The organism is Deinococcus sonorensis KR-87 (assembly GCF_040256395.1).
In the GTDB taxonomy this organism is placed as follows: domain Bacteria; phylum Deinococcota; class Deinococci; order Deinococcales; family Deinococcaceae; genus Deinococcus; species Deinococcus sonorensis.
In genome coordinates, this window is sequence record NZ_CP158299.1 from 434,480 (window position 1) to 456,771 (window position 22,292).

A 22,292-nucleotide genomic window follows, 5' to 3' on the forward strand; every position below is an offset into this window, starting at 1 on the left:
CATCGAAAGGAGCACCACATGCGAATCGTCGTCATTGGCGCCACCGGCCACATCGGCACCGCCCTCATTCCGCGCCTCGTGGCCTCGGGGGCCGAGGTCGTCACGGTCAGCCGGGGGCAGCGCGAACCGTATCAGCAGCGGGGCGAGTGGAAGGCCGTGCAGCAGGTCACGCTCGACCGACAAGCGGCCGAGGCGGCGGGAGAGTTCGGACGCGAGATTCTGGCGCTTAAGCCGGACGCGGTCATTGACCTGATCTGTTTCACCCCGGAAAGCAACCGCCAGCTGGTCGACGCGTTGCGTGACCAGGTGCAGCATTTCCTGCACTGCGGGACCATCTGGGTGCATGGGCACAGCGAAGTGGTGCCCACCCCGGAGTCCGCACCCCGCCGCCCCTTCGGCGAGTACGGCGTGGCCAAGGCGGCCATCGAGCGTGACCTGCTGTCCGAGGCGAGGCAGCGGGGCTTCCCCGCCACCGTGCTGCACCCTGGGCACATCGTCGGCCCTGGCTGGAGCCCGCTCAATCCAGCCGGGCACTTCAATCCGGCGGTGTTCAGCACGCTGGCACGTGGGGAGGAGCTGGCGCTGCCCAACTTCGGGATGGAGACGGTGCATCACGTCCACGCCGACGACGTGGCGCAGGGTTTCGAACAGGCGCTGACCCATTGGAGCTCGGCCGTGGGCGAGGCCTTTCACCTCGTCTCGCCCGCTGCCGTGACGCTGCGTGGCTATGCGGAAGCGGTGTCGGGATGGTTCGGGCATGCTGCGAACCTGACGTTCCAGCCATTCGAGACCTGGCGGGAGCAGGTCTCAGCCAAAGATGCCGAAGCGACCCTGGAGCACATCCAGCGCAGCCCGAACTGCAGCATCGACAAGGCCCGCCGACGGTTGAGGTACGTTCCCCGGTATTCATCCCTCCAGGGGGTGCGCGAGTCGTTGAATGCCCTGATTGAGGATGGCCTTGTGACGGTGGCTTAGCCTCGAATCCGGTCAGTTGGATGACACGGCGCTGCGCCACTTAGCAGAAACGCTCCCATTCCGACTGACCGTAGGAGGCCACAGCCGCCCCACGGCTCCTCGCTCATCCGGTCGAGCGTGGTCCACCTCAGCAGTGCGCCGGCAATTGGCCTGACGCTGAAAGAGGGTCAAGGGTGCGTCTTACCGGGCGCCACTTACACTCACCGCGCCATAGGTTCGGTGCGATGCTCGAAGAGCACTTCGTACCGCAAACGCTGTTGGCCACGTTCGTAGTCATCCAGGGGCCCGTCTGGACCCTCGACCCAGGCATGGCCCTCGATCTGCCCGCTTGCCATTCGTCGGACGCCACTGACAAAGACGGCTGGGTAGCCACGTCGTACCAACGCACGGTGGGTGGCCATTGCTTTGGGCACGCAGTCCCCCTTGCTTCGGGGATACAGCAGCCGCGTGAGCCAGAAAACACCGCGGATTAGTTCGTACCGGTGCATGTCGGTGACACCCTGACGTGACGTGCTCAACGTCCAGTGCTTCAACAGGCGCTGAGGTGGCTGGCGTCTGCGCAGCAACAGACTCACGATCACCACGTCAGGTATGACTTGGAGCAGTGCCCTCGCGATAGGAGGCAGACGACGCAGGCGTGTTGTCACGACCCGTTGCCACTCACGCTGTCGGCCATCTCGCTCTGCGGCCTGACGCAGCCGGCGGGCTGCCTGTGCATCTCCCAGATGCAAGCTGGAGAGCCAGGGGTTACAAACGGACTGATACGCCTGCCATGTTGAAGTGAGACCCAGCTTCTGTGCTCGCGCTTCGATCTGGTCTGGCGTGAGCTGGTGGCGCAGGATCAACTGACGCAGATCAACATAATCGGCTGGTTTGACGAAGCCCCGGTCTCCACTCCAGGCACGTGAAAGGGCCAGATGCAAGGCCATATCACGGGGATCCAGTAGACCCACTGGGATTCCGTTCCAGTCGACTTCTCTACTCGCGGCCCACAACGCGGACGTCAGCTGCTGCCTTTGCTTGCGCGGCTGAAGGATGGTCAACGCGCGGTGAACATCCAGACGCACTTTGCCCCCTGGGCTGAACAGGTGGGCCATCTCGTGCGACCACAGCTGGGGGTGAGTCGCTAAAAAGTCGGTTGTCCACCCGATGGAGCGGGCAGCCTCAATCGCAGTCCTGAGATCTTTCTCGTGCAGCAGCACGTCCACATCTCCGAAAAAACGCCGGTTTGCCTGAGGGTATTCAAACTCGGCGAATGCAAAGCCCTTAAGGAGAATGCTCCGGATCCCCTGGCGATGCCACGCTTCGAGCAGCGGCCGCATGGCTTGACGAATACGCTCGTTGCGTACGCTCAATCCGAGCCGCGCGGCCCGCAGGGGGACCTGCATCGGATGATCAGCTGGCAAGCGGGCACAGAGTTCCCCTACCACGCTTGATTTCTGCAAGTGAGGAATATCTTCCGGCTGCACGTCCGGGATGTCCTGAAGCAGCAGGGCTGCCAGGCGGCTCGTCATGCCAGCATTATAGAGGCCGCATGCAGGCGCTCATGGATACGCCAGGATGGACGCGATTGACCCCAGCTTTACAAGCCAAGCGCCAAGTTGGGGTTATCATTTCGTTGTTTGATCCAAAAACCAACAGGCGAGCATGGAGCTAAGCGCTCATATCTGCGTGCACAAGTCTGACGCCTATCTCGGACAGAACAGAGCGTCGGAATGCTCTATTAGCCGTCTACCGGCGCTTCCCCTCAATACTCGTAGCAACCGCCAGCGCAAGGGTCGACGTCGCCCCCAATGCTCAGGGTCAATGTTAGGTTCTGCCAGTGTCCAACCAGCTCAACGGTCGGTTGAGCATACTGTTGACGCTGAACCACCTGAGGAGAAGCGGGCTCAGCAGAATTCTTGATGGAGGAAGACGGGTAGGAGTGGACCGGGATGAGGTTCATAAATCTCCATTCTTTAGCGCTCGCAGTGCAACAACCACCAGTGTCAGCAGCTGTAGTGACGCCTCGTCTGACGGAGCCGTGTATTTCCTGTTATCGATAATAATGAGTAAAAATTTCATTTTTCTTTCACGTGCTATGGAGAGGCCCCACTTGCGCTTGATGGAATTTTGTCCGGCAAAAAGGCAAGTTTGTGGCAGTTGGCCTCCCCTCGCTCCGACTGCTAGGCGGTCCATTCACCACGAACTCCATGCTGCAAGCTGTCCACAACTTGCGCTCTACGTCATCTAAGCCAGCGTGACGCGCCGAGCTGCCACATAGCAATGGCCAGTCAAGCCGCCGATTCGGCATCTATTTACAACGGAGGCGGGTCAAAACCGCTACCGTTGCAGATGATGAAAGACGACATGGCCATCCACGCCGGCATCCCAGAAAAGGCCGTCAAAGCGGCCGTCAGCAAACTCCAGGACGACGAACAGCTGGTGGACGTCACCTGGACCCTCCCCCGCGCCCGTCCTGGCCGCCCCATCAAGGTCGCCATTGAGGCCGAGCGCTCGGCCGACATCCAACTGGCGAAGCAACGCCTGGAACAGCTGCTCGGCGAGGCTGGATACGACCTCTATCCCTGAATCAAGGGCTTAACAGAATTTGCTCCTTTAAGCAGCAGGCCCTTGTAGAGCCCGGCCGTCTGGACGCAGAACAATGCATGCATGGAATGACGCAGGTCTGTGATGATTTCCAGACCTGCCCTTGCTGTTTAGTGGCCAATGGCGTTCGTTTTCTACGCTGTTGGGTTCCCCAGCAGGCCCAGCCGGGCGGCCTTCCCGATCGCCTCGGCGCGGGTGTGGCTGTCCAGGCTGGCGAGGATGCGGCCCACGTGCATCTCGACCGTACGTGGGCTGAGGTGCAGGTTGTGCGCGATGGCGCGGTCGGTGAGCCCCAGAGCGACGTGCCGCAGCACCTCTAGTTGCCGGGCCGTAAGGCCGATGGCGTTCGAGGTGCCGGCCGGGCTGGGACTGATCGGCTGACCGATATCCTCCAGCGCCTGGGCGGCGTGAATAGCGAGAGCGCGGGCGTTCAGGGTGCGGGCCGCGCGGTACGCCCAGTTCAGGTGCAGGGCAGCCTCGTCTGGGCGCTTCAGGCTGGCAAGCACCTGCCCGAGCCGCAGGCGGGTGGAGGCTTCCTCGAAGGGCGTGTTCGTGTCGCGCAGGAGGGTGGCCGCCACGTCGAACTGCTGCGCGGCAGATTCCAGCTGCGCGTCCGCAGCGGCGAGTTCCCCCAGCGCGTGGGCCAGCGCTGAGTACGCCACAGCACCTCCGTTCAGTTCGGCGGCGCGGCCCAGGGCGGTGGACGCGCGGCGCAGCTCCGCACCGGCGTCCAGGCGGGCGTACAGCGTGACAGCCCAGCGCATCGGGAACAGGACGTGGTAGTGGTCCTCGGACGAGTTCCAGACGTCCAGCAGCGTCCCGGTCCAGGTGGCGGCGGCCGCAGGGTTGCCCTCCTCTTCCATCAGCGCCAGGCCCCACAGGGCGCGCAGCTGCACCGCCACCAGGCCCAGCTGCCGGGAGGAGGCCAGCGCGTCGTGCAGGGCCGGCCCCGCCCGGCCCGTCTGTCCCCGGTGGGCGAGCACGGTGCCGAGCATGGCGTTCGCCACGGCGCGCGGCACCGCCGACGCCGTGGGTGAGCTGAGGACCCGGCGGCACTCGGCGGCCGCCTGATTCCAGTCGCCCATCTGGTAGAGCGGCACGGCCATGCACGCCCGGCAGGCGAAGTCCGGCAGGCCACCCTCAGCGCAGGCCTCGATGGCGTCCACGTAGGCACTGCGGGCACCCGCGTAATCGCCAGCGTGTTCCAGACTGTCGGCAAGCCGGTGAAGCACCTCGGCCGTCGCAGCGGTGTGCCCGTCTTCCAGGGCGAGGGCGAGCCCCGCGCGGGCGTCCATCAGGCCTTCCGCGACCTGACCCGCGCGCACACGGGCGTTTCCCATCTGGCCGAGGATGCGGGCTTCCAGGTCGCGGCGGCCCGCCTGACGGGCACCGGTCAGGGCCTGGGCGAGCACGTCCAGGGCAGCGGTGTTGCGGCTGGTGGCGCGCAGCGCCGTGCCCACGGCGAGGCGTTCCTCGGTGGCGGCCACCTGCCCAGCCGCGTCGAAGGCGTCGGCGGCAGCGCGGCGGGCTTCCAGGGCCTGCTCCCACAGGCCCTGCAGTTCAAGCGCTCCGGCATAGCGGCGCAGCGCGGCCCCGCTGCCGGCCGGGTCCCCGGCGTCACGGCGGGCCTGGGCCGCCTCCCGCCACGCACGGGCCGCTTCGGGCAGCTGGCCGCACGCCTGCGCGCAGCGCCCCAGCTGGTCGAGCACATCCAGGCGCTGCTGCTCGTCGACGCCATTAGGCCACAGTTCCAGGGCCCGGCCCGCGGCGTCGGCGGCGTCCCGGTAGGCGTGCAGGCGGCAGAAAGCGGTGGAGGCCACCAGCAGGGCGGCGCGGGCCCGTTCCGGTTCCTGCCCGGCCAGCCAGTGCCCGGCCGTCACGCCAGGTGGAGCGCCCGCGCGGTCCAGCTGCGCGGCGATCAGCCGGTGCAGGGTGCGCCGCCGGGCCCAGGGAATCCCGGCGTAGATGGCGTCGCGGATCAGGGCGTGGCGGAAGGTGGCGTGCGGGCCGTCCAGGGTTAGGACCCCGCCGTCGGTGAGCGAGTCGAACGCGGCGTCGTCCTGGATCAGGTCCAGCAGGTGGTTCGCGTCGAAGCTGGCGCCCAGCACCGCGGCGGTCTCCGCGGCCTGGCGCGCGCGGTCACTCAGGCGATCGAGGGTCAGCGGCACCTCCAGGTCCGGCCCCGGCCGCAGGGTCAGCGTGCCGTCCAGACCCGATTCCAGCCGTCCGGCCGAGCGCAGCGCATGCAGGAACTCGTGCACGAACAGCGGCACGCCCTCGGTGCGGTCGTACACCAGTCGGGCGAGCGGTGCGGTCAGCGGCGCCCCACCCTGCTCAGCTGCCAGGGCTGCCGTGGCGACCGCGTCCAGCGGTTCCAGCGTGAGGTCGTGCAGCGTGCCGGCCCGGCGCAGCTCCTGACGCACGCGGCGCAGCGGGTGCAGGCGCGGCAGGTCCTCGCGGCGGTAGGTGCCGATCACCAGCAGCGGCAGCTTGTCCAGCCGGTCGGCCAGGGCGGGGAGCAGGTCCAGGGTCGCATGGTCGGCCCAGTGCAGGTCCTCCAGCACCAGCACAGCCGGCCAGGCGCTCGTCAGGCTGGTCAGCGCGCCGAGCAGCGCCTCCTGGAAGGCGGTGGGGGTGCCGCCCCCCTCCGGCAGGGACAGGCCGAGCTCCGGCAGCAGCAGCGCCAGCTGCTCGCGGCCCAGCAGGTGGTCGAGCGCGCCCGGCGCAGCCGCCAAGTACGACCGAAGCGCGTCAGCGAACGGCGCGTAGGGCGCGGTCAGGCGGCCCTCGCGCGACGGGCCGTGAAGGGCGGGCACCGCCAAGTCCCGCACCGTGGCGTCCACCAGCCGGGTCTTGCCGATCCCGGCCTCGCCCACGATCAGCAGCAGCTGGCCCTGTCTGCCGCGCGCCCGCTCGAGCGCGGCCCTCAGCAGGGCCTGTTCGGGTTCACGGCCGATCAGCACCGGGGGTCTGGAGCGCGTGTCCATGATCCAGCGTACGCCTGCCCAAGAGATGGCGCCGGACCGTAGTACCGCGCGCGCCTACCGTAGAACCCCGTACCCCTCCCGGCGGGGCCGCCCCTACACTTGACGCACACTGGGCATCCGCGGGGAATCGCCCAGCATCCGTCCGGTCAGGAGGAACCCATGACGGCAAGCAGCACCTCCAGCAGCGCCCTTAGCCCCGAAATGCAGGGCCTGAAGGCGAAACTCAAGGCCACCTGGGAGAGCGGCGACTACGGCGTGTTCGCCACGTACCTGGAACCCGGCGCGCTGACGTTCCTGGCGGGCCTACAGCTCAAGTCTGGCGAGCCGTACCTGGACGTCGCGTGCGGTGCCGGCCAGCTGGTCATCCCAGCGGCCCGTGCGGGGGTGGACGCCACCGGCCTGGATCTCGCGTCGAACCTGATCGCGCAGGCCAGGCAGCGGGCTCAGCAGGAGGGCCTGAAGGTGCGGCTCGACGAGGGAGACGCCGAGGCGCTCCCCTACCCGGACGCCAGCTTCGAGGTGGTCAGCAGTCTGGTCGGCGTGATGTTCGCCCCGCGCCCGGAGCGGGTTGTGTCGGAGCTGCTGCGCGTCACGCGGCCGGGCGGGCGGATCGTGCTGGGCAACTGGACCCCGCAGAGTTTCATCGGGGGCATGTTCCGGGTGATTGGCCGCCACGTGCCACCCAGTCCGTTGGTGCCCTCGCCGATGCTGTGGGGTGACGAAGACACGGTCCGGGCGCGGCTGGGGTCCGGGGTGAGCGAGCTGCGCTTCGAGCGCTTCGCCTACCCGTTCGCGTACCCGTTCGGACCGGCTGAGGTGGTGGAGGTCTACCGCACGTACTACGGGCCCACCAACCGCGCCTTCGCCGGGCTGGACGAGCCGGGGCAGGCGGCGCTGCGGGCGGACCTGGAAGCGCACTGGGCGGACCACAACCAGGCGACCGACGGGTCCACCCGGCTGGAGTCGGAACTGCTGATCGTGCGGGCCACCCGCGCGTGAGCACCGCCCTTACCGCCCAGGAGGGAATGCCATGCTCACCCGACCCGGCCGTCTGATCTGCACCGTGGCCTTTTTGGCTATGGGCTTAGCCGGCTCTCAGGGCAGCAACACCAGTGACCTGAAGTGGAGCCCCGCGCCACCCTTCCTGCCGGCGGGCGCCGAGCTGGTCGTGCTGGACGGCGATCCCGGCAAGGACGTGCGCGTCACGCTGCGGCTGCGCTTCCCCGCCGGATACCAGGTACCCGCCCACTGGCACCCCACCCAGGAGGACGTCACCGTCATCAGTGGCAGCTTGCACGTGGGCATGGGCGACAAGCTGGACGAGGCGGCAGGGACGCTTCTGAAGGCCGGCGGGTTCGTCGCCTTGCCCGAGAAGATGAACCACTCCGTCTGGACAGACGAGGAAACCGTCGTGCAGGTGCACCTGCAGGGCCCCTTCGAGATCACATACGCGGATCCAAGCCTGGATCCACGCAAATAGCGAAGAGAGCGGCGGTGGAGTTTGGAAAACTTTTCCGAACTCCACCGCCGCCTTTTCTGGTTGAAGGGAACCCGTTGAGTCCCTCCGGCTGTCTTACAGTGCCAGCCGCATCAGGCCGAACACCACCACAGCGCCGACCAGCAGCGTCAGCAGGCCGGACAGCCGCAGCTTCTTGAGGTACAGCAGCATGGCAAGCCCGGTCAGCGCGATCAGGATCAGGAAGTAGCCGGCCAGGTCCAGCGCCACTGACCACGCGCTCCCGGCATCCCGGCCGCGGTGCAGGTCGCCGATCGCCGCCACCCAGCCCTGAGCATCCACGTTGGCGGTATAGCTGCCAGTTTTGGGATCGATGTCTACCTGGGCGCTGTAACCGGGGGCGCGGAAGCTGACCGAATCGCTGTCCGACGCGGTGCGGAAGTCTCCGGCAATGCCCTTCAGTCCGGACTGGGCCTGGAGCGCCGCCGTCACCCGCAACCAGTCCACCGCGTCGCCTGAGCGCCAGTTGGCCGGCAGGGTCCCCTTGACGGTCTGCTGAGTCTCGCTGCTCCCGAAGGTCCAGTCCGGGTGGTTGAGCATCACGCCGGTCACCGAGAAGAACAGCACGATCAGCAGGCTGATCATCGAAGTGTAAACGTGCAGCCAGCGCGCCACCTGATAGCTGCGGTTTTTCAAGGTGCGGGGACGGCGGGCGGCGCGGGCGGGCCGCTCGCCCTCAGGCGTGCTTGCGGAGCTCAACGCTGACCCCCTTCAGCTCGCTGTCGTCCGGCAGCTTGTGGGTCAGCGGGGCCGAGGCCAGCGTGACCTTGCCGCGCACCAGGCTGTACGGGCCGTGCTCGCGTACTGACTCGACACAGACGTAGTAGTCGCCCTGATTGACCAGCGCGCCCTTGTCGGTCTTGCCGTCCCAGGTGACGGTGTAGGTGCCGGCGGGCCGGGTGGGGCTGCTGGTGGTGCCGTTGGTGAGCACCGGGTTGTCGGTGGCCTCGCCGTACCAGCGGCGGAGCTCATCGAGGTAGCGGGTGCCGCGTGGGGGCGACAGCATCCAGATGCTCAGCGTTCGCACTGGGGTGCCGGCGGCATCCTCGATCCAGACCGCCACGTAGGGTCGCTGGTAGCGCCCGGTGCCGGAATCCACGGTCGTGAAGGTGACGGCTAGTTCCATGGCCGCGTTCCACTTAGGTTTGGCGGCCTGGGCCGAGGCGAAACGGCCGCCGAGGGCCAGTGAGAGACTGGCGACGGTGCTGTGGATCAGAAAGCTGCGCCGGGTGATGCGGCCGTTTTTGATGGTGTGACGCATGGAGACTCCTGGAGGGAAGGGTGTGAGCGGGACGGACCCTGAGAGTCTGGCGTATGCCGATTAATCCAGTGTTAAGAGATTGTGCAGATGCGGCGCAGACGGGAGCAGCTGACCCGCCTGACTGTTCCCAGCGAGTGTCAGTGAGTCTCGCTTCACCCTGCGGTAGGCCAAGCAGCGTGGCTCGGCCCCAGGCCAGGAGAATGCCCACTTGAGCTGGCGCTGCGTGGTGCAGGCGAGTTGAGTTCTCAAGGCGCGCAGACCGGCCCGAGCTGCTGCTCAGTGTTCCTGCCAGAGCAGTGCGCCTGACGCATCAGGCGCACTGCAGCGTCTAAGGGCCGTCAGCGTTCTCCATCGTCCTTCATTCCACCAGCGCTTCAACTTTGCGTGCTTGAAGTGATGATGCTGGTGAACCTCGTCCAGGTGAACTCCAGAACTGGTTCCGCTTGAGGCTCACCCAGACGCCGCAGGTCAGCTTCAGGAGCCAGGAATGACATGCCCTTCTCTCCTGATCGTTCAGCTTCAGGCCACGATACGGGTCCTCTTCACCAGTCAAGAAGTGCACCTGCGGTCATCCGACCAGTTCCAAAGCGCCTATACACTGCAGATCCGCAAGGTTTCCGTTCTGGGGGACCTTAAAAACGGCTGTTTCCGGTACCCGAGTCGCACCTGGCCTCGGGGATGCGGATGATCATCGGTGGCCAGGACCGTTCCCCGATGGCCTGACTGATCGAAAAACGGAGCCGGCAGCGCTGGTCGGGGCTGTTCCCTAACGCCGCCTGAGGCGCGTGAACGGGTCAGTTCTCGGTTTTGGGCGGATGCGGCAGACTCTCCTGCGGGTGCAGATGGGTCAGGGCCTCCCACGCGATCCCAACGGCTTCACGCTGCTGGGTCAGCGCCTGCCGGATCTCCTGCTGGTCCTCCCGAACATGATCGATTACCTGCTGGGCGTCGTCCAGGCAGGCCTCAGCTTTCTCCAGGAGTCCGGCCACCTCACGGAGCCGCGCTTCGTCACGTGGGTCTCGAGTCATCTGCACAGTGTGAACGTCAGTCCATGTTAGGACGTGCGCGTCCACTGAGCAGGAGATCACACAGTCGAGAGCTCTCCTTCGGCATTGTTGCATCCCACCTTGATCTGCTCACTCCCACGGGAGGCACCCTAAGACCAATTACTGCCGTGACTCCCACTCAGTGGAATGCCGGAACAAGAGCAGCCCTCAGGTCGACCTGTCAGGCCCCTGCTGAGCTCGACCATGCGGACAATGACCCGGTGCGCGCCGGTCCCATCGGACGTGGAGATGGCGTAGAGGGATGAACAGCGTGGCGGCGGGTGGTTCAGGTGCGGCAGGATGTAGGGATCAAGCGGCAGGCGTCCCAGGATGCCCTGGTGCGGCTTCAGCTGACCCCGCGGGGTTACATGATCGCGGCCCTGGACGAACTCGCCCTGGGATTTGGTACGGACCGGGACCAGACGGTCCAGCGAATCCTGAAGACGCATTTCAGCGGTTTCGCGTCACGCTGACGCCTCAGTAACTGATGGCTGTCCGGGCGGAAGCGAAGGCGCGAGGCCACCAGCAGCCGGGAGCGAAGCTGCTGGAACGCGGGCTGCCGCTGTACTGGAGCGAAGCATGGCTACGCGGCTAGCTGGCCAAGGGCATCATCCTTTCTGAGCTGCACGTTCTGTAGGGCTACAAGACCAGAGCCCTGGATCCAAATGCCTTGCAGTACGGAGTTGAGTAGCGCGTGGAAGCCGGCATCTAGACCTACCGTCAGGCGCGCAGGTTGATTGCAGCCGGATCAAGTCGGGCGGAGGTGACGGCTGCGTTGGGCTTCAATGAAACACCGTGTCGGAAGCCGGGCTTGGCCTGGCCTCGGAGAAGCATTTGTATACCGAGGCCAAGCTCCAGTGAGCGGGACCGTAGCCGGCGAAGACCGCCGACCGTGTTTTCCAGGGTGACCTCGCCCTGATACGGACGTGGATCTACAGGATGGTGAACGCGATGCGCTTCGTCAAACTCAGCCGCGACACGTATGTCCTTCTGGAGAAGAGAAATAGCTACAGGTCGTTTGCCCGGTACGCCTGGTGCGGCTTAAGGCGTTTTGGCCGGCGACTGCGGCATGGGATTTACAGGGAGCAGTTAGATCACAGGTCTGGCCCCCGTCCCTGTGATTCTGACTCAGCAAATGACGTCAGAGGATAGACAGGCCAGCCACGATCACCAATGCACCGGCGAGCACCAGAAAGCCCAGGACCTGGGAACGGGAGTCGCCGTACTGCTGTCGTTCCAATGCCGCCGCCCCGCACACGGCGGCCATCACCAGGGCCGCTCCTCCGGTCAACCACTCTGCTGGCGCGCCAGCCAGCTGAAGACCCACAAATCCAGCACAGAGAAGTCCCAGGGCGATATACATCGACCACATCCTGATGACCCGTCGACGCATCTTCATACCACAGGGGTAGCACGTGGCATTCATTCAGCTCCATGCAAATGAACGCACCAGGGGCGGCCCCCCCAGTACCTTAAGTGCCTGATCAAGAGAGGTGACCTCAGCCATGGCAACAGAGAACCGAGGCGCGGTCCAGCTCAGGCGGAACTCTAGACGGGCTGGCGACCCCGCTGGTCATCCGTTCCAGACGATGACCTCGCGTGCGACCACCAGAGCACCATCGCGGGCGGGTGACAATCGTGTGCAGTTGAGGCCGGCACAATGCCCGGTGATGCCGAACCCTCCTGTTCCGCTGTGTGCTCTATTCTGGTCGAGCCGGTGAGCACGTTCCTTCCCGACCAAGCGTCGCGACAGGCTGTTACTCCTGCATGGCCCTGGTGGCTGTCGCTACCCTTGCTGGCGCTGCTGAGCTTCCCTGTCCGGCAAGCCCTGACCGATCTGCAGGTGCAGCGGCTCCTCACCCAGGCGCAGGCGTCGAACGAGCAGCTGGCCTTCGACCAGGGACTGGAGCAGGTGCGCCAGGCGGCTCGGCTCAGCCCAGACGACCCGGAGGTTCAGCTGCGCTTGGCCTCGAGTGCCCGTGCTCTGTGGAACTTCCGCGAGACTGCGGCCCTGCAGCATGAAGCGGATCAGGCGTACGACGCAACGGCACGGCTGAGTCCCCACGCAGCCTGGCCATGGTACGAGCACTCCAGGATGTACAGCCTCAAGCACCAGAATGCCCGTGCCCTGGCGCTGCTGCAGGGTGCGTTGCAGCGCGACCCGAACAACGCCGGATACTGGCTGGAGCGCGCTCGACTGCTGGAGGCCGACCAGCAGCCCCGAGAAGCACGTGCTGCATATCAGCACTGCCTGGACCTGGATGAGGTGGCGGAATGCCGCGCCTCGGTGAAGCGGCTGGGGGCAGCGTGAGCGCAGTGCTGGAACAGGAGCAGCCCACCGTGCGGGCCACCCCTCATCGCTCCCTGCGGGCCACCATCGCTCAAATGCTGGAAGTGCTGGCGGTGCTGCTAGCCGCCCTCACGGTGCTGTGGGGCCCGCTGGCCCAGGGCAGCACCTTCGGATGGGGCCGCAGCGGCCTGACGCTGTTGGGCCTGCTGACCACCGCGGGAATGCTGGTCGCGCTGGCGGTTCGTGGCCGCTTGCCGGAGCGCAGCGGGCCGTGGCCGCTGGTAGCGGTGGCGCTGTTGGCCTGGATCTGGCTGAGCGTTCGCTGGGCTCCCACACAGAGTGACGCATTACGCAGTGCGGCACTTTGGACAGGCATCTTGGGCACCGCGCTGACGATACAGTTGCTGGCGCGCGGCTGGCGTTTGTGGCTGGGACTGGGCGCATTGTTACTAGCGGGCGCGACCGCGCTGGTATTGGCATACCTGCAGACCCGTGGCTTTATGGTGCCCGGTTACACCTATGATCCGACAGCCGGCATCCGGGTCCTAACCGGTCCCTATTTCAACGCCAGCCACTTCAGCGGCTTCCTGATCGTGATCTCGGCACTGCTGATGGGCTTGGTACTGTTCACGCGTCTACATCTGCACACCCTGGTGCTGTTAACGCTGCTGACCGTGCTACATATGGTAAACATCAAAACCGACAGCAGCAGCATTCCAGCCGTGCTGCTCGCCAGTGCTATGCCATTCTTAGTGTGGGTCTGGACCCGCCAACGCTGGATGGGGCTGGTCTTAACCCTGGTGCTTCTGGGCGGCTCGCTTGTTGCCGGGCAGCGCTTCCTCACCCCACAGGGCCAAGCCATTTTTGCAAAGTATCAGCTGCAACTCGGGCTACACAACCAATGGGAGAAGTTTTTTCATATACGCCAAGCCGTCTGGCGCTATGGCCGCACCATGTGGGCCGAGCACCCTATGACCGGCCTGGGGACCGGGCAATTTTACAATGAGGCTCCGCACTACCGGGCCAGCGAGCGGGCAGTAGGGGCTGGCATAGACCGCCTTGCTGTGAACTACGCCCACAATGACGCGTTGCAGGTGGGTGCGGAATTGGGCCTGCCGGGCGTGGCGCTCTACGCGCTGGTAGTCGTTTTACCACTGACACGCCGAGGCCGCTCGCTGCCCAGGCTACTTTGGTGGTCGACGCTACCGGCAATGTTACTCGCCGGTACTTATGATGCGCACCTTACTGCCATCCCCGGCACAGCCATTGCTGCACTTAGCTTGGCAGCGTTGGCGGCAGCGCCCGGCCCGAGAAACCAGCGCGCCCAACGGGGTCTGACCAACTCTGATGCCGACGATGCTGATTTGTCGGTTTCCACCAGCGATTCGGACAGAAATCTGTCAGGGTTAAGCGCCTAAGCTGAACTTGAGCGTGGTCTCATCTGCTATGGTCTGGCCATACCGCGCGCCTCTGATTTCTTCCTCGATGGCCCCAGGGCGCACCATAACCGCTACTTTCCGGAGGTATGCATGTCGAAGTCCACTCTGTTCCGCCTGACGGCCCTCACCGTCACCACTGCGCTCGTCAGCGCTCCGTCCTTTGCCGTCCAGAAGAGCAGCGTGACCGGCCTTCAGGTGCTGGTGGCCCTCGGCAATGCCCGCGGCGTGCCGCTGTCCGCTTCGACCCAGAGCGCCATCCTGCGCACCCCGAGCGCCTTCCTGCAGTCCAAGGCGGCCGCCACCCTGGCCAAGCAGCTGCGCATCAGCACCGACGTGCTGGCCCAGCTGGTGAAGAACGCGGGCGTGCCGGTGTCGAGCCTGCTGGCCACCCAGGCCGGGGTGCAGTCGGCCACCGGTGAGCAGGTGCTGGTGGGTAGCGTGCAGACGCTGATTGCCAAGAACAAGAACCTGGAAGCGGTGAGCGTGCCGACCCTGGCCCAGCTGATCACCAATCCGGACCTGCTGAACCAGATCAACAGCATCGCCAACGGCGCGACCCAGCCGGTCACGCCGGTCGGAGGGAACAAGTGAAGCGCTTCGGCTTCAGCGCCCTGATGGCGGGTCTGCTGGCCCTGACCGCCTGTGGTGGTGGCGGGAATCCCACGCCGGTCGGGACTTACCCCTATAACCCGGATGCCAGCACCACCCAGAGCACCGATACCCGCATCGCGTACCGCGGTGACTGGGCGCTGGCCGCTACTCTGGCGGACGGCACCAAGCGCACTGGCGTGGTCAGCATCTCGGTCAAGGGCAGCGACGCTTCGTTCCTGAATGCTGGCGCAGGTGCGGGCGGCTGGTGCATGAACCCCGCGTGCACCACCCCCGAAGAGCAGGGCACGGTGTTGATCGGGAGCCTGAGCGGCAAGCTCACGGTCGGCATGGTCCCGGATGGCGGCAACAGCACTCGCTTCTACTTTGAAGACACTGATGGCCTGGTGAAGGTCGTGAACGGCCACGCCGTGATCGCCGGCAGCGGGACCTGGACCATGACCAACGGCAGCCAGCAGGCCGCACAGCTGGCGCTGGTGCAGGTCGATAGCGTCCCGGTAGCGAACGCGGCGAGCCTGACCAAGAGCTCCACGCAGCAGCTGGCTGTCCAGGCCGCGAGCGAAGTAAAGGTGCAGACCAGCAACAACCCGGCGCTAGCCCAGGCTTTCGTCGCGCACTTTAAGTAATTCACTCGGTCCTCTCGGAGCCGTCCACCGTCACCCCGTGAAGTCACGTCTTCTCTCCATCCTCCCCGCTGACTTTCATGCGCCCAAGCGACCCCTCGGGGACGCTGAGAGGATGGAGCAGAAGCATGCAGTCCAGTACGTCGCCGCTCATCGCTGAATTCTGTTGGCTCCGGTCCGCCGGCCTTGCCACGGCTCAGGCGAAGCTTCAACAAAGGCGTACTGGCCTGTCCCCATCAGCAACATTTTTAGGGACGGCACGTCATGTACCGTCCTGCTTTCGTACCTGTCACTAGGTGCGGCCTGAAGGCTGCCCCGATTCCGCCGCTCGCACCTGTCCTGCCCGGAGGTCGCTGTCCTGTCTGCGCCGACGAGTTTCGAGAACGAGGTTCCTATGACCCAGCCCAACGACGACATCAATTTGCTCCAGGTGCTCGGCACCCTGCGCCGGAGTTTGCTCCCGATTATGGGCGCGACGGTGCTGGTCGGTGCGGGCACCTACCTGGCGTCGCGGGCACAGCATCCGGTGTATGAATCTCGCAGCAGCATCATCAGTCTGTACAGCAATATGGGCAACCAAGTGGTGAACAGCACCGTAGTAACTGCCCCTCCTCTGCCCCAGGGAGCTTTAGATGAGGCGATGCGCTCAAAAAGCGTGACCAATAACATTCTAAAGTCGGTGATGGCGGCGCATCTCGATGCAGCTCAGACAAATGCGATCCGCCGGGGCCTCCAGAACAGCTTGGCCACTGGCAAGAATAGTCTAATCAAAGTGAACTCACGACTGGACACTCTGCAGCGCGGGGTGTACGAGATCGTGGCGCACGCCAGCTCACCGCGTGCCGCCAGCGTATTGTCCGGAGCAACCGTCAACGCCTTGCTCGGCTGGGACGCCGAGCGTGCCCAGCGTGGAGTGTCCAGCGCACGCAAGAACATTGAATCTCAATTGCAGTCGCTGGACACTCGATTAAAGACAACCTCTCCTGGCAGTGCTGACTATGTGAGTCTGACGACGGCGCGCGGCGTGATTTTACAGAATCTGGCACAGATGACGGCATTGGAGCAGACTTCAAGTGGCACTCTGTCAGCTGGAGCTGATCCCAGCGATCCCATCAGCCCAGTATCGCCACGACCATTACGGAACGCGGTCCTCGCGGCGTTACTGACACTATTTGCAGCCAGTGGCTTAGTGCTGTTGCTTGGCTCGTTGCGCCGTCGCGTAAACAACGCCTCGGATCTCGTCCCTCTGGGCCTACCGCTGCTTGGTCAGCTGCCATTGATGAAGCGCAGCGAGTTGACGCGTGGAATTTTAGGAGCGAGTCGGAGCGGGCGGCTGTACGACGCGCTGGGCTTTCTGCGGATCAACCTCAGTACGGCCGAGCCCAAATCGGGCCGGATTTTGGCCGTCACCAGCGCCGCTCCCGGCGCCGGAAAGAGCAGCCTAAGCGCGGCTCTGGCTTCCAGCTTCGCCGAGGGCGGGTTGCGGGTGTTGCTGATTGACGCGGACCTCCATCGCCCTACTCAGCACCGTGTCTGGAACATGAACAGCACGACGACCGTACGTCTTCCGGGAGCCACTAAAGATGGTCAAGCGACGCTGCCTCATGCCCTGATGTATCCCGATGAAGCGTGTGCGCTCCGCGACCCAGCGCAAGCGGAGGTGGATCTGCTGCCGGCTGGACAACCAGGGCGACAGCGTCAACAGCTGCTAAATCATCCCGACCTCGCTGAGCTGCTGCGCCGCTGGGCTACTGGGTATGACCTGATATTGATTGACACCCCACCGGTGCTAGCCCTGGCTGACACCTTGGCGCTGACTTTAAGTACCGACGGCGTCCTGCTGGTGGTGGAATCTGGTGTGACCAGCCTGGACGAGGTCGAGCGAGTCCAGCAAATCGTTCAACAGAACGGTATCAAGCTACTGGGCGCAGTGCTGAACAAGTTGCCGCGCTCTGAACAGCGGTACTACTACGGGTACAGCTACACTGCGCCCAGCCAGAAATAAGAGCAACGACCTTCTCCTGGACGCCTGCGTCCTGCCCTTTCCCTGAGGTTTTATGTCACGTACCCTCGAAGTTGATCTCCTGTCCGCCCTTAAAGATAAGATTCGGGATCGCAGCGCCAGAATCGGTGTGGTGGGTTTGGGATATGTTGGGCTGCCTTTCCTCGTCGAAAAAGCCAAAGTAGGCTTTCATGTCACCGGAATCGATAAGAACCAAAGCCGGGCGGATATGGTTGCTCGGGGTGAAAATTATATTGGTGACGTCCATGACGCCGAGCTGAGAGACGTGGTGGCCCGCGGCCTCGTCTCTACTACCACTGACTTTGAGAAGGTGGCTGAGCTTGATGTGATCGTTATCTGTGTGCCGACGCCACTGGATAGCAACTTGACGCCCGACCTGGGGTTTGTTCGTCAAGTGACGGCGGAGATTGCCCGTTACCTCCGCCCTGGACAGCTGGTCAGTCTGGAGAGCACTACCTACCCCGGTACCACCGAAGAAGTCATGAAGCCGCTCTTGGAAGCAGGCGGCCTGGAAGCGGGTGTAGACTTTTTTCTGGCCCACTCCCCGGAGCGAGTCGATCCTGGGAACAAGAAGTTCGGTACTGCCAATACCAACAAAGTGGTTGGTGGGAATGATCCAGCGAGTTTGGAAGCAGCACTCGTCTTCTATAAGAGTGCCATTGAGCACGTGGTACCAGTGAGCAGCGCCAAAGTAGCCGAAATGGTTAAGGTCTATGAAAATACCTTCCGTTCAGTCAACATTGCATTGGTGAACGAGTTGGCAATGTTATGTGATCGCATGGGCATGAATGTGTGGGAAGTGCTGGACGCAGCTTTCACCAAACCCTTCGGGATCATGCCGTTTTATCCTGGTCCCGGCGTCGGCGGTCATTGTATTCCCTTAGATCCGCATTATTTAGAGTGGAAGGCTCGCGAGTACGGCTTCGAGACCCGCTTCATTACTCTAGCCAGCGAGATTAATCGTAATATGCCGGATTTTGTGATTCAGAAAGTCACACGATTGCTTAATAATGATAGTAAAGCTGTAAAAGGTAGTCGTATTCTTCAGCTCGGCATGGCATATAAGCGCAATATTGACGATTACCGCGAGTCACCTGCTCTGGTCGTTTATGAACAGCTTTTAGCGCTTGGTGCAGACATTAGATTCTATGATCCGCACGTTAGTATTGTTGAGGAGCACGGACAGACCATTCAGGGCTTGGGCGAACTAACAATCGAATCACTTGAACAGGCGGATCTGGTGATTATTACTACCCCGCACAGCAATGTGGATTATCAGCAAGTTGTGAAGCACAGTCGTCGTGTTTTAGACACTCGCAATGCGACTCAGGGTATCGTGTCTAATAATATCGTCCTTCTGTAATTAGGCAAAAAATATTATGGCCAGATACCTGGTGACCGGAGGTGCCGGTTTTATCGGCAGCCATCTTGTGGAAGCCCTGGTGAATCGTGGAGATGACGTAGTTGTATTCGACGATCTGTCCAGTGGCCGGTATGAGAACATCGCTCATCTCGAAGGCCGTTTCCGATTTGTCAGGGACGATCTACGAACGCTGCCAGCAGTCGAAGCTGCTATGGAAGGCGTGGATTTTGTGAGCCACTTGGGAGCACTTGGGAGCGTTCCAAGATCTATCGCTGATCCAATTACAAGTCATAATGTAAATGCAACCGGTACGCTAAACGTTTTACTTGCAGCAAAGCAAGCAAGAGTAAAACGTGTAGTCTATGCCAGCAGTAGCAGTGTTTACGGCGATAACGTAGCACTGCCAACAGTAGAAACAATGCCGCTGCGGCCCATCTCCCCATATGCACTGACAAAGTTGACGGGAGAGGAGTATTGTAGGATTTTTTCCCTAGTCTATGGCCTTGAAACTGTAACCCTGCGATTTTTTAATGTATTTGGGCCGCGCCAATGGCCAAATAGTCCGTACGCAGCAGTGATCCCAAAATTTATTAACGCTATGCTTGAAGGACGTGCACCGATTATAAATGGAGACGGCTTGCAATCAAGAGATTTTACATTCGTGCTTAACAATATCGATGCCAATTTAAAAGCCTTAGAAATGCCTGCCCAACAGGTTGTTGGTCGCTCTTTCAATATTGCTTGTGGCGATCAGATCAGTCTTGTTGACATCGTATCAGGCCTTAATCAGATACTTGGAACAAATATAGCCCCGGAATTTGGACCCACCCGACCTGGAGACATCAAACATTCGTGTGCAAATATAGTTGCAGCGGCGCAGTTACTAAATTACCGGCCTTTGGTAAGGTTCTGGGAGGGTCTGGAACAGACTGTGGACCATTATAGACAATTGATGGACACACCAAATATCTTATGAGTGCTACCCCTAACTCTCAAAAAGGCTTAAGCCTACGTCGAAATATCTCTTGGACTCTTGTAGGAAATTTAGTTTATGCGCTCTCGCAATGGGGAATGTTAGTAATACTTGCTCGAATGTCTTCACCCCATATTGTGGGACAATATTCGCTTGCGCTAGCCGTCAGCGCTCCAGTATATATGGCATTAAACCTTCAGCTTAGAGGTGTGCAAGCTACTGATGCAAACAAAACTTATCTTTTTGGCGATTATTTAGTTCTGCGTGTTGTAACAACTATTATCGGATTGATTTTTCTTTCAGTCATAGTCTACCGATATGCGCCAGACACACGCATAGTGATCGGACTGATCAGTCTCGCAAAGGCATTTGAAACAATTAGCGACGTTCTCTATGGACGCATGCAGGCCCACGAGAGGATGGATAGCATCGCGCGATCCACACTTATCAAGGGACCAGTTTCGCTGTTGGCGCTTTTTGTTGGTTTTTTATGGGAGGGACTCCCTGGGGCAGCAGGCTTGTTAGCTGCCGGTTGGCTACTTTTGTTGGTCGCGTATGATCTGCCAAACGCTCTGCGTATGAGCACAAAAGACGACATACGATGGGGCGGTATTCGTGTTTTATGGCAACTTTTTAAAGTTTCTGCGCCACTTGGTATTGTAATGGGGCTAGTATCATTGAACACGAATATACCACGCTACCAGATAGAGGCCTCTCTTAATACTAGTGCTTTGGGAATTTATTCTGCTCTTGCATATATAACTGTCGCAATTAGTCTTATCATCAACGCTACTGGTCAAGCAGTCAGTCCACGCTTGGCTCGTTATTTTGCAGAAGGTAACAAAGAGGGTTTTTTTAAAATACTGTATAAGATGTTGTCTATAGGTATATTCCTTGGCATGGTCGGGATAATTGGTGCCTCTATTCTGGGACGTTTAGTACTTAACCTTATGTATGGCGCGGCTTACTCAGAATATGCTCCGCTTCTGGTTACTATCATGGTTGCTGCAGGATTTGGCTATCTTGCTTCATTTCTAGGTTATACAATGACAGCTGCTCGGAAGTTTAAGGAACAAGTGCCGCTATTTCTAATTTGCACTGCAATTACATACATGCTGTCTTACATTTTCGTCCCCCGTTATGGATTATCTGGTGCCGCGTTAGCAACTCTAATATCAAACGTCGTGCAACTCGGTGGTGGGGCGTTCATAACCTATCACGCCATTTTATCAAGAAATAGTTCGCCAAAGGAGCATGATGTCCATCAGTAAAACAAATGGCCAGCCGAAGAAGATACGTGTCCTTCATATTGTTGGAGGTATGGATCGTGCAGGAGCAGAAACGTGGCTATACAATGTCAGAAAGTGTCTAAGCAAAGAATTGATTCAAATGGACTTTGTTGTTCACGGAAATAAAACCTATGACTATGAAGAAGAGTTAACAATGATGGGATGTGAATTTATTAGATGCACTCATGCGGGGAATCCTGTTTATTATACAGCCTCGCTTTTTAGAGCACTTAAGAAAAGGCCCAAGTATGACATTATCCACGCCCATATCCACTATTATTCAGGATTTGCGTTAGTCGCTTCTAGACTTGCTGGGATTAGGGCACTGGTTTGCCATTCTCACATCGATAAGTTGGCATCTATGGGAAAGCCATCACTGATGCAAAAGACTTATCAGTCAATAATGAGAACGCTGATTAATAAATTATCATTGGCGAAGGTTGCAGTGAGTCAAAACGCTGGAGCAGATTTATTCGGTGCAAAGTGGAAGCCTATTGCTAACGACCATATTATACCTTGCGGCATTGATATTACGAAGTACAAGATAAATTTAGATGCTGCTACCACAAAAAAACAACTCAAATTGCCCGAAGAGAGTGTTGTGATAGGCCATGTGGGCCGTTTGGAGCGACAAAAGAATCACACTTTCTTGCTGAAAGCCTTTCATAATGCTAGATCGCTTAATCCTAAGCTTCACCTTCTATGCATAGGGCAAGGAAGTCTAATTGATCAGCTAAAATTAGAGGCTGACCGCCTAGGTATCAGCGAAAATGTGACGTTCACTGGAGCAGCAAACAACGTAACCACGATAATGCAGGAGGCAATGGACGGATTTGTGTTTCCCTCTCTATTTGAGGGTATCCCATTAGCTTTGGTAGAAGCGCAAGCTGCAGGCCTGTATACGATTATGTCCGATTCTATTCCAAGCCAAGCTGAAGTCTACCCAGGCTCCACCGTTCGCCTCTCCCTCAGCGAGCCTGTTGAGATATGGGCTAGACATATTTCCCAAATTGATGGCTCGGAAAAAACTGGACGACAAATGAAAGCTCTTAAGGCTATTAAAGAGAGAGGTATGGATGTGACTTCGACTGCAGAAAAAATTCTTGCTATTTATATTAACTTAATTACCTATTGAAACCATAGACATAGACGGAGGCAATTTTTCCTCAGTTAATCAATTCTGTAACCTAATATGATATATGAAGGACAATTGCGGCATAACAGTCAAGTCAAATCTTCAAGCCTCACCAGGCCAATCGAGGGCGACAATGAAAGTAACTGTAGGTCTTCCGTTTTATAATTGTGAGCA

The 22,292-nt window shown here is 60.8% G+C and carries 20 protein-coding genes; 14 read left to right on the top strand and 6 right to left on the bottom strand.

From position 1 onward, the window contains the following. Nucleotides 1-18 precede the first annotated feature (18 nt). The gene (locus ABOD76_RS07485; RefSeq protein WP_350244180.1) at nucleotides 19-975 is read left to right on the top strand and encodes an NAD-dependent epimerase/dehydratase family protein; all 957 of its coding nucleotides are present in this window, start codon (nucleotides 19-21) and stop codon (nucleotides 973-975) included. Between the two features lie 200 nt (nucleotides 976-1,175). Here ABOD76_RS07485 and ABOD76_RS07490 read toward each other — a convergent pair whose 3' ends face one another. Next, entirely contained in the window at nucleotides 1,176-2,489 is a 1,314-nt protein-coding gene (locus ABOD76_RS07490; RefSeq protein WP_350244181.1) for a lasso peptide biosynthesis B2 protein, read from the bottom strand. A gap of 820 nt (nucleotides 2,490-3,309) precedes the next feature. On the opposite strand from ABOD76_RS07490, the gene ABOD76_RS07495 reads away from it, so the two are divergent. Next, entirely contained in the window at nucleotides 3,310-3,546 is a 237-nt protein-coding gene (locus ABOD76_RS07495) for a hypothetical protein (RefSeq protein ID WP_350244182.1), read from the top strand. Nucleotides 3,547-3,698: 152 nt separating this feature from the next. On the opposite strand, the gene ABOD76_RS07500 is transcribed toward ABOD76_RS07495, so the two are convergent. After that, entirely contained in the window at nucleotides 3,699-6,551 is a 2,853-nt protein-coding gene (locus tag ABOD76_RS07500) for an ATP-binding protein (RefSeq protein ID WP_350244183.1), read from the bottom strand. A gap of 159 nt (nucleotides 6,552-6,710) precedes the next feature. Here ABOD76_RS07500 and ABOD76_RS07505 point away from each other — a divergent pair, with 159 nt between their 5' ends. Then, on the top strand, nucleotides 6,711-7,550 hold the full coding sequence (locus ABOD76_RS07505) for a class I SAM-dependent methyltransferase (RefSeq protein WP_350244184.1): 840 nt from the start codon (nucleotides 6,711-6,713) through the stop codon (nucleotides 7,548-7,550). Between the two features lie 31 nt (nucleotides 7,551-7,581). Further along, nucleotides 7,582-8,031 carry a cupin domain-containing protein gene (locus ABOD76_RS07510; RefSeq protein ID WP_350244185.1) on the top strand — a complete coding sequence of 150 codons (450 nt, stop codon included), beginning with the start codon at nucleotides 7,582-7,584 and terminating at the stop codon, nucleotides 8,029-8,031. A gap of 93 nt (nucleotides 8,032-8,124) precedes the next feature. Here the strand turns inward: ABOD76_RS07510 and ABOD76_RS07515 are convergent, their stop codons facing one another. The 3 genes from ABOD76_RS07515 to ABOD76_RS07525 form a co-directional block, all read right to left on the bottom strand. Further along, nucleotides 8,125-8,766, bottom strand: coding sequence for a PepSY-associated TM helix domain-containing protein (locus ABOD76_RS07515; protein WP_350244186.1), 642 nt, complete (start codon nucleotides 8,764-8,766; stop codon nucleotides 8,125-8,127). Beyond that, on the bottom strand, nucleotides 8,744-9,328 hold the full coding sequence (locus tag ABOD76_RS07520; protein ID WP_350244187.1) for a DUF2271 domain-containing protein: 585 nt from the start codon (nucleotides 9,326-9,328) through the stop codon (nucleotides 8,744-8,746). Before ABOD76_RS07520 ends, ABOD76_RS07515 begins: the two co-directional genes overlap by 23 nt. A gap of 794 nt (nucleotides 9,329-10,122) precedes the next feature. Continuing rightward, nucleotides 10,123-10,356: a hypothetical protein gene (locus ABOD76_RS07525; RefSeq protein ID WP_350244188.1), complete on the bottom strand. Its 234-nt coding sequence runs from the start codon at nucleotides 10,354-10,356 to the stop codon at nucleotides 10,123-10,125. Between the two features lie 308 nt (nucleotides 10,357-10,664). Here ABOD76_RS07525 and ABOD76_RS07530 point away from each other — a divergent pair, with 308 nt between their 5' ends. Continuing rightward, on the top strand, nucleotides 10,665-10,847 hold the full coding sequence (locus ABOD76_RS07530; RefSeq protein WP_350244189.1) for a hypothetical protein: 183 nt from the start codon (nucleotides 10,665-10,667) through the stop codon (nucleotides 10,845-10,847). A gap of 668 nt (nucleotides 10,848-11,515) precedes the next feature. Here the strand turns inward: ABOD76_RS07530 and ABOD76_RS07535 are convergent. Next, nucleotides 11,516-11,737: a hypothetical protein gene (locus ABOD76_RS07535; protein ID WP_350244190.1), complete on the bottom strand. Its 222-nt coding sequence runs from the start codon at nucleotides 11,735-11,737 to the stop codon at nucleotides 11,516-11,518. Between the two features lie 429 nt (nucleotides 11,738-12,166). On the opposite strand from ABOD76_RS07535, the gene ABOD76_RS07540 reads away from it, so the two are divergent. The 9 genes from ABOD76_RS07540 to ABOD76_RS07580 all read left to right on the top strand — a co-directional run bounded on the left by ABOD76_RS07540 (nucleotide 12,167) and on the right by ABOD76_RS07580 (nucleotide 22,118). Next, nucleotides 12,167-12,685 (top strand): hypothetical protein, encoded by a 519-nt coding sequence (locus ABOD76_RS07540; protein ID WP_350244191.1) that lies wholly within the window; start codon nucleotides 12,167-12,169, stop codon nucleotides 12,683-12,685. Continuing rightward, the gene (locus ABOD76_RS07545; RefSeq protein ID WP_350244192.1) at nucleotides 12,682-14,082 is read left to right on the top strand and encodes an O-antigen ligase family protein; all 1,401 of its coding nucleotides are present in this window, start codon (nucleotides 12,682-12,684) and stop codon (nucleotides 14,080-14,082) included. Before ABOD76_RS07540 ends, ABOD76_RS07545 begins: the two co-directional genes overlap by 4 nt. Nucleotides 14,083-14,193: 111 nt before the next feature. Continuing rightward, complete coding sequence (locus tag ABOD76_RS07550) at nucleotides 14,194-14,694, top strand: hypothetical protein (protein WP_350244193.1); 501 nt, start codon at nucleotides 14,194-14,196, stop codon at nucleotides 14,692-14,694. After that, nucleotides 14,691-15,338: a hypothetical protein gene (locus tag ABOD76_RS07555; RefSeq protein WP_350244194.1), complete on the top strand. Its 648-nt coding sequence runs from the start codon at nucleotides 14,691-14,693 to the stop codon at nucleotides 15,336-15,338. Before ABOD76_RS07550 ends, ABOD76_RS07555 begins: the two co-directional genes overlap by 4 nt. 391 nt (nucleotides 15,339-15,729) lie before the next feature. Beyond that, on the top strand, nucleotides 15,730-17,340 hold the full coding sequence (locus ABOD76_RS07560) for a tyrosine-protein kinase domain-containing protein (protein WP_350244196.1): 1,611 nt from the start codon (nucleotides 15,730-15,732) through the stop codon (nucleotides 17,338-17,340). Nucleotides 17,341-17,392: 52 nt separating this feature from the next. Then, nucleotides 17,393-18,721: a nucleotide sugar dehydrogenase gene (locus ABOD76_RS07565; RefSeq protein WP_350244197.1), complete on the top strand. Its 1,329-nt coding sequence runs from the start codon at nucleotides 17,393-17,395 to the stop codon at nucleotides 18,719-18,721. A gap of 16 nt (nucleotides 18,722-18,737) precedes the next feature. Next, nucleotides 18,738-19,697 carry an SDR family oxidoreductase gene (locus tag ABOD76_RS07570; RefSeq protein WP_350244198.1) on the top strand — a complete coding sequence of 320 codons (960 nt, stop codon included), beginning with the start codon at nucleotides 18,738-18,740 and terminating at the stop codon, nucleotides 19,695-19,697. Next, nucleotides 19,694-20,965, top strand: coding sequence for a lipopolysaccharide biosynthesis protein (locus ABOD76_RS07575; protein WP_350244199.1), 1,272 nt, complete (start codon nucleotides 19,694-19,696; stop codon nucleotides 20,963-20,965). The genes ABOD76_RS07570 and ABOD76_RS07575 overlap by 4 nt, the downstream gene beginning before the upstream one ends. Then, a complete protein-coding gene (locus tag ABOD76_RS07580; RefSeq protein WP_350244200.1) occupies nucleotides 20,949-22,118 on the top strand; it encodes a glycosyltransferase in 1,170 nt (389 codons plus the stop codon). The genes ABOD76_RS07575 and ABOD76_RS07580 overlap by 17 nt, the downstream gene beginning before the upstream one ends. Nucleotides 22,119-22,292: the final 174 nt, after the last annotated feature.

Bases quoted from the DNA above. Each gene is read 5' to 3' on its own strand.
- ABOD76_RS07550 (WP_350244193.1), top strand. From the start codon at position 14,194: ATGTCGAAGTCCACTCTGTTCCGCCTGACGGCCCTCACCGTCACCACT.
- ABOD76_RS07520 (WP_350244187.1), bottom strand. From the start codon at position 9,328: ATGCGTCACACCATCAAAAACGGCCGCATCACCCGGCGCAGCTTTCTG.
- ABOD76_RS07575 (WP_350244199.1), top strand. From the start codon at position 19,694: ATGAGTGCTACCCCTAACTCTCAAAAAGGCTTAAGCCTACGTCGAAAT.
- ABOD76_RS07505 (WP_350244184.1), top strand. From the start codon at position 6,711: ATGACGGCAAGCAGCACCTCCAGCAGCGCCCTTAGCCCCGAAATGCAG.
- ABOD76_RS07570 (WP_350244198.1), top strand. From the start codon at position 18,738: ATGGCCAGATACCTGGTGACCGGAGGTGCCGGTTTTATCGGCAGCCAT.
- ABOD76_RS07485 (WP_350244180.1), top strand. From the start codon at position 19: ATGCGAATCGTCGTCATTGGCGCCACCGGCCACATCGGCACCGCCCTC.
- ABOD76_RS07510 (WP_350244185.1), top strand. From the start codon at position 7,582: ATGCTCACCCGACCCGGCCGTCTGATCTGCACCGTGGCCTTTTTGGCT.
- ABOD76_RS07565 (WP_350244197.1), top strand. From the start codon at position 17,393: ATGTCACGTACCCTCGAAGTTGATCTCCTGTCCGCCCTTAAAGATAAG.
- ABOD76_RS07580 (WP_350244200.1), top strand. From the start codon at position 20,949: ATGATGTCCATCAGTAAAACAAATGGCCAGCCGAAGAAGATACGTGTC.
- ABOD76_RS07495 (WP_350244182.1), top strand. From the start codon at position 3,310: ATGATGAAAGACGACATGGCCATCCACGCCGGCATCCCAGAAAAGGCC.
- ABOD76_RS07535 (WP_350244190.1), bottom strand. From the start codon at position 11,737: ATGTATATCGCCCTGGGACTTCTCTGTGCTGGATTTGTGGGTCTTCAG.
- ABOD76_RS07525 (WP_350244188.1), bottom strand. From the start codon at position 10,356: ATGACTCGAGACCCACGTGACGAAGCGCGGCTCCGTGAGGTGGCCGGA.
- ABOD76_RS07500 (WP_350244183.1), bottom strand. From the start codon at position 6,551: ATGGACACGCGCTCCAGACCCCCGGTGCTGATCGGCCGTGAACCCGAA.
- ABOD76_RS07560 (WP_350244196.1), top strand. From the start codon at position 15,730: ATGACCCAGCCCAACGACGACATCAATTTGCTCCAGGTGCTCGGCACC.
- ABOD76_RS07490 (WP_350244181.1), bottom strand. From the start codon at position 2,489: ATGACGAGCCGCCTGGCAGCCCTGCTGCTTCAGGACATCCCGGACGTG.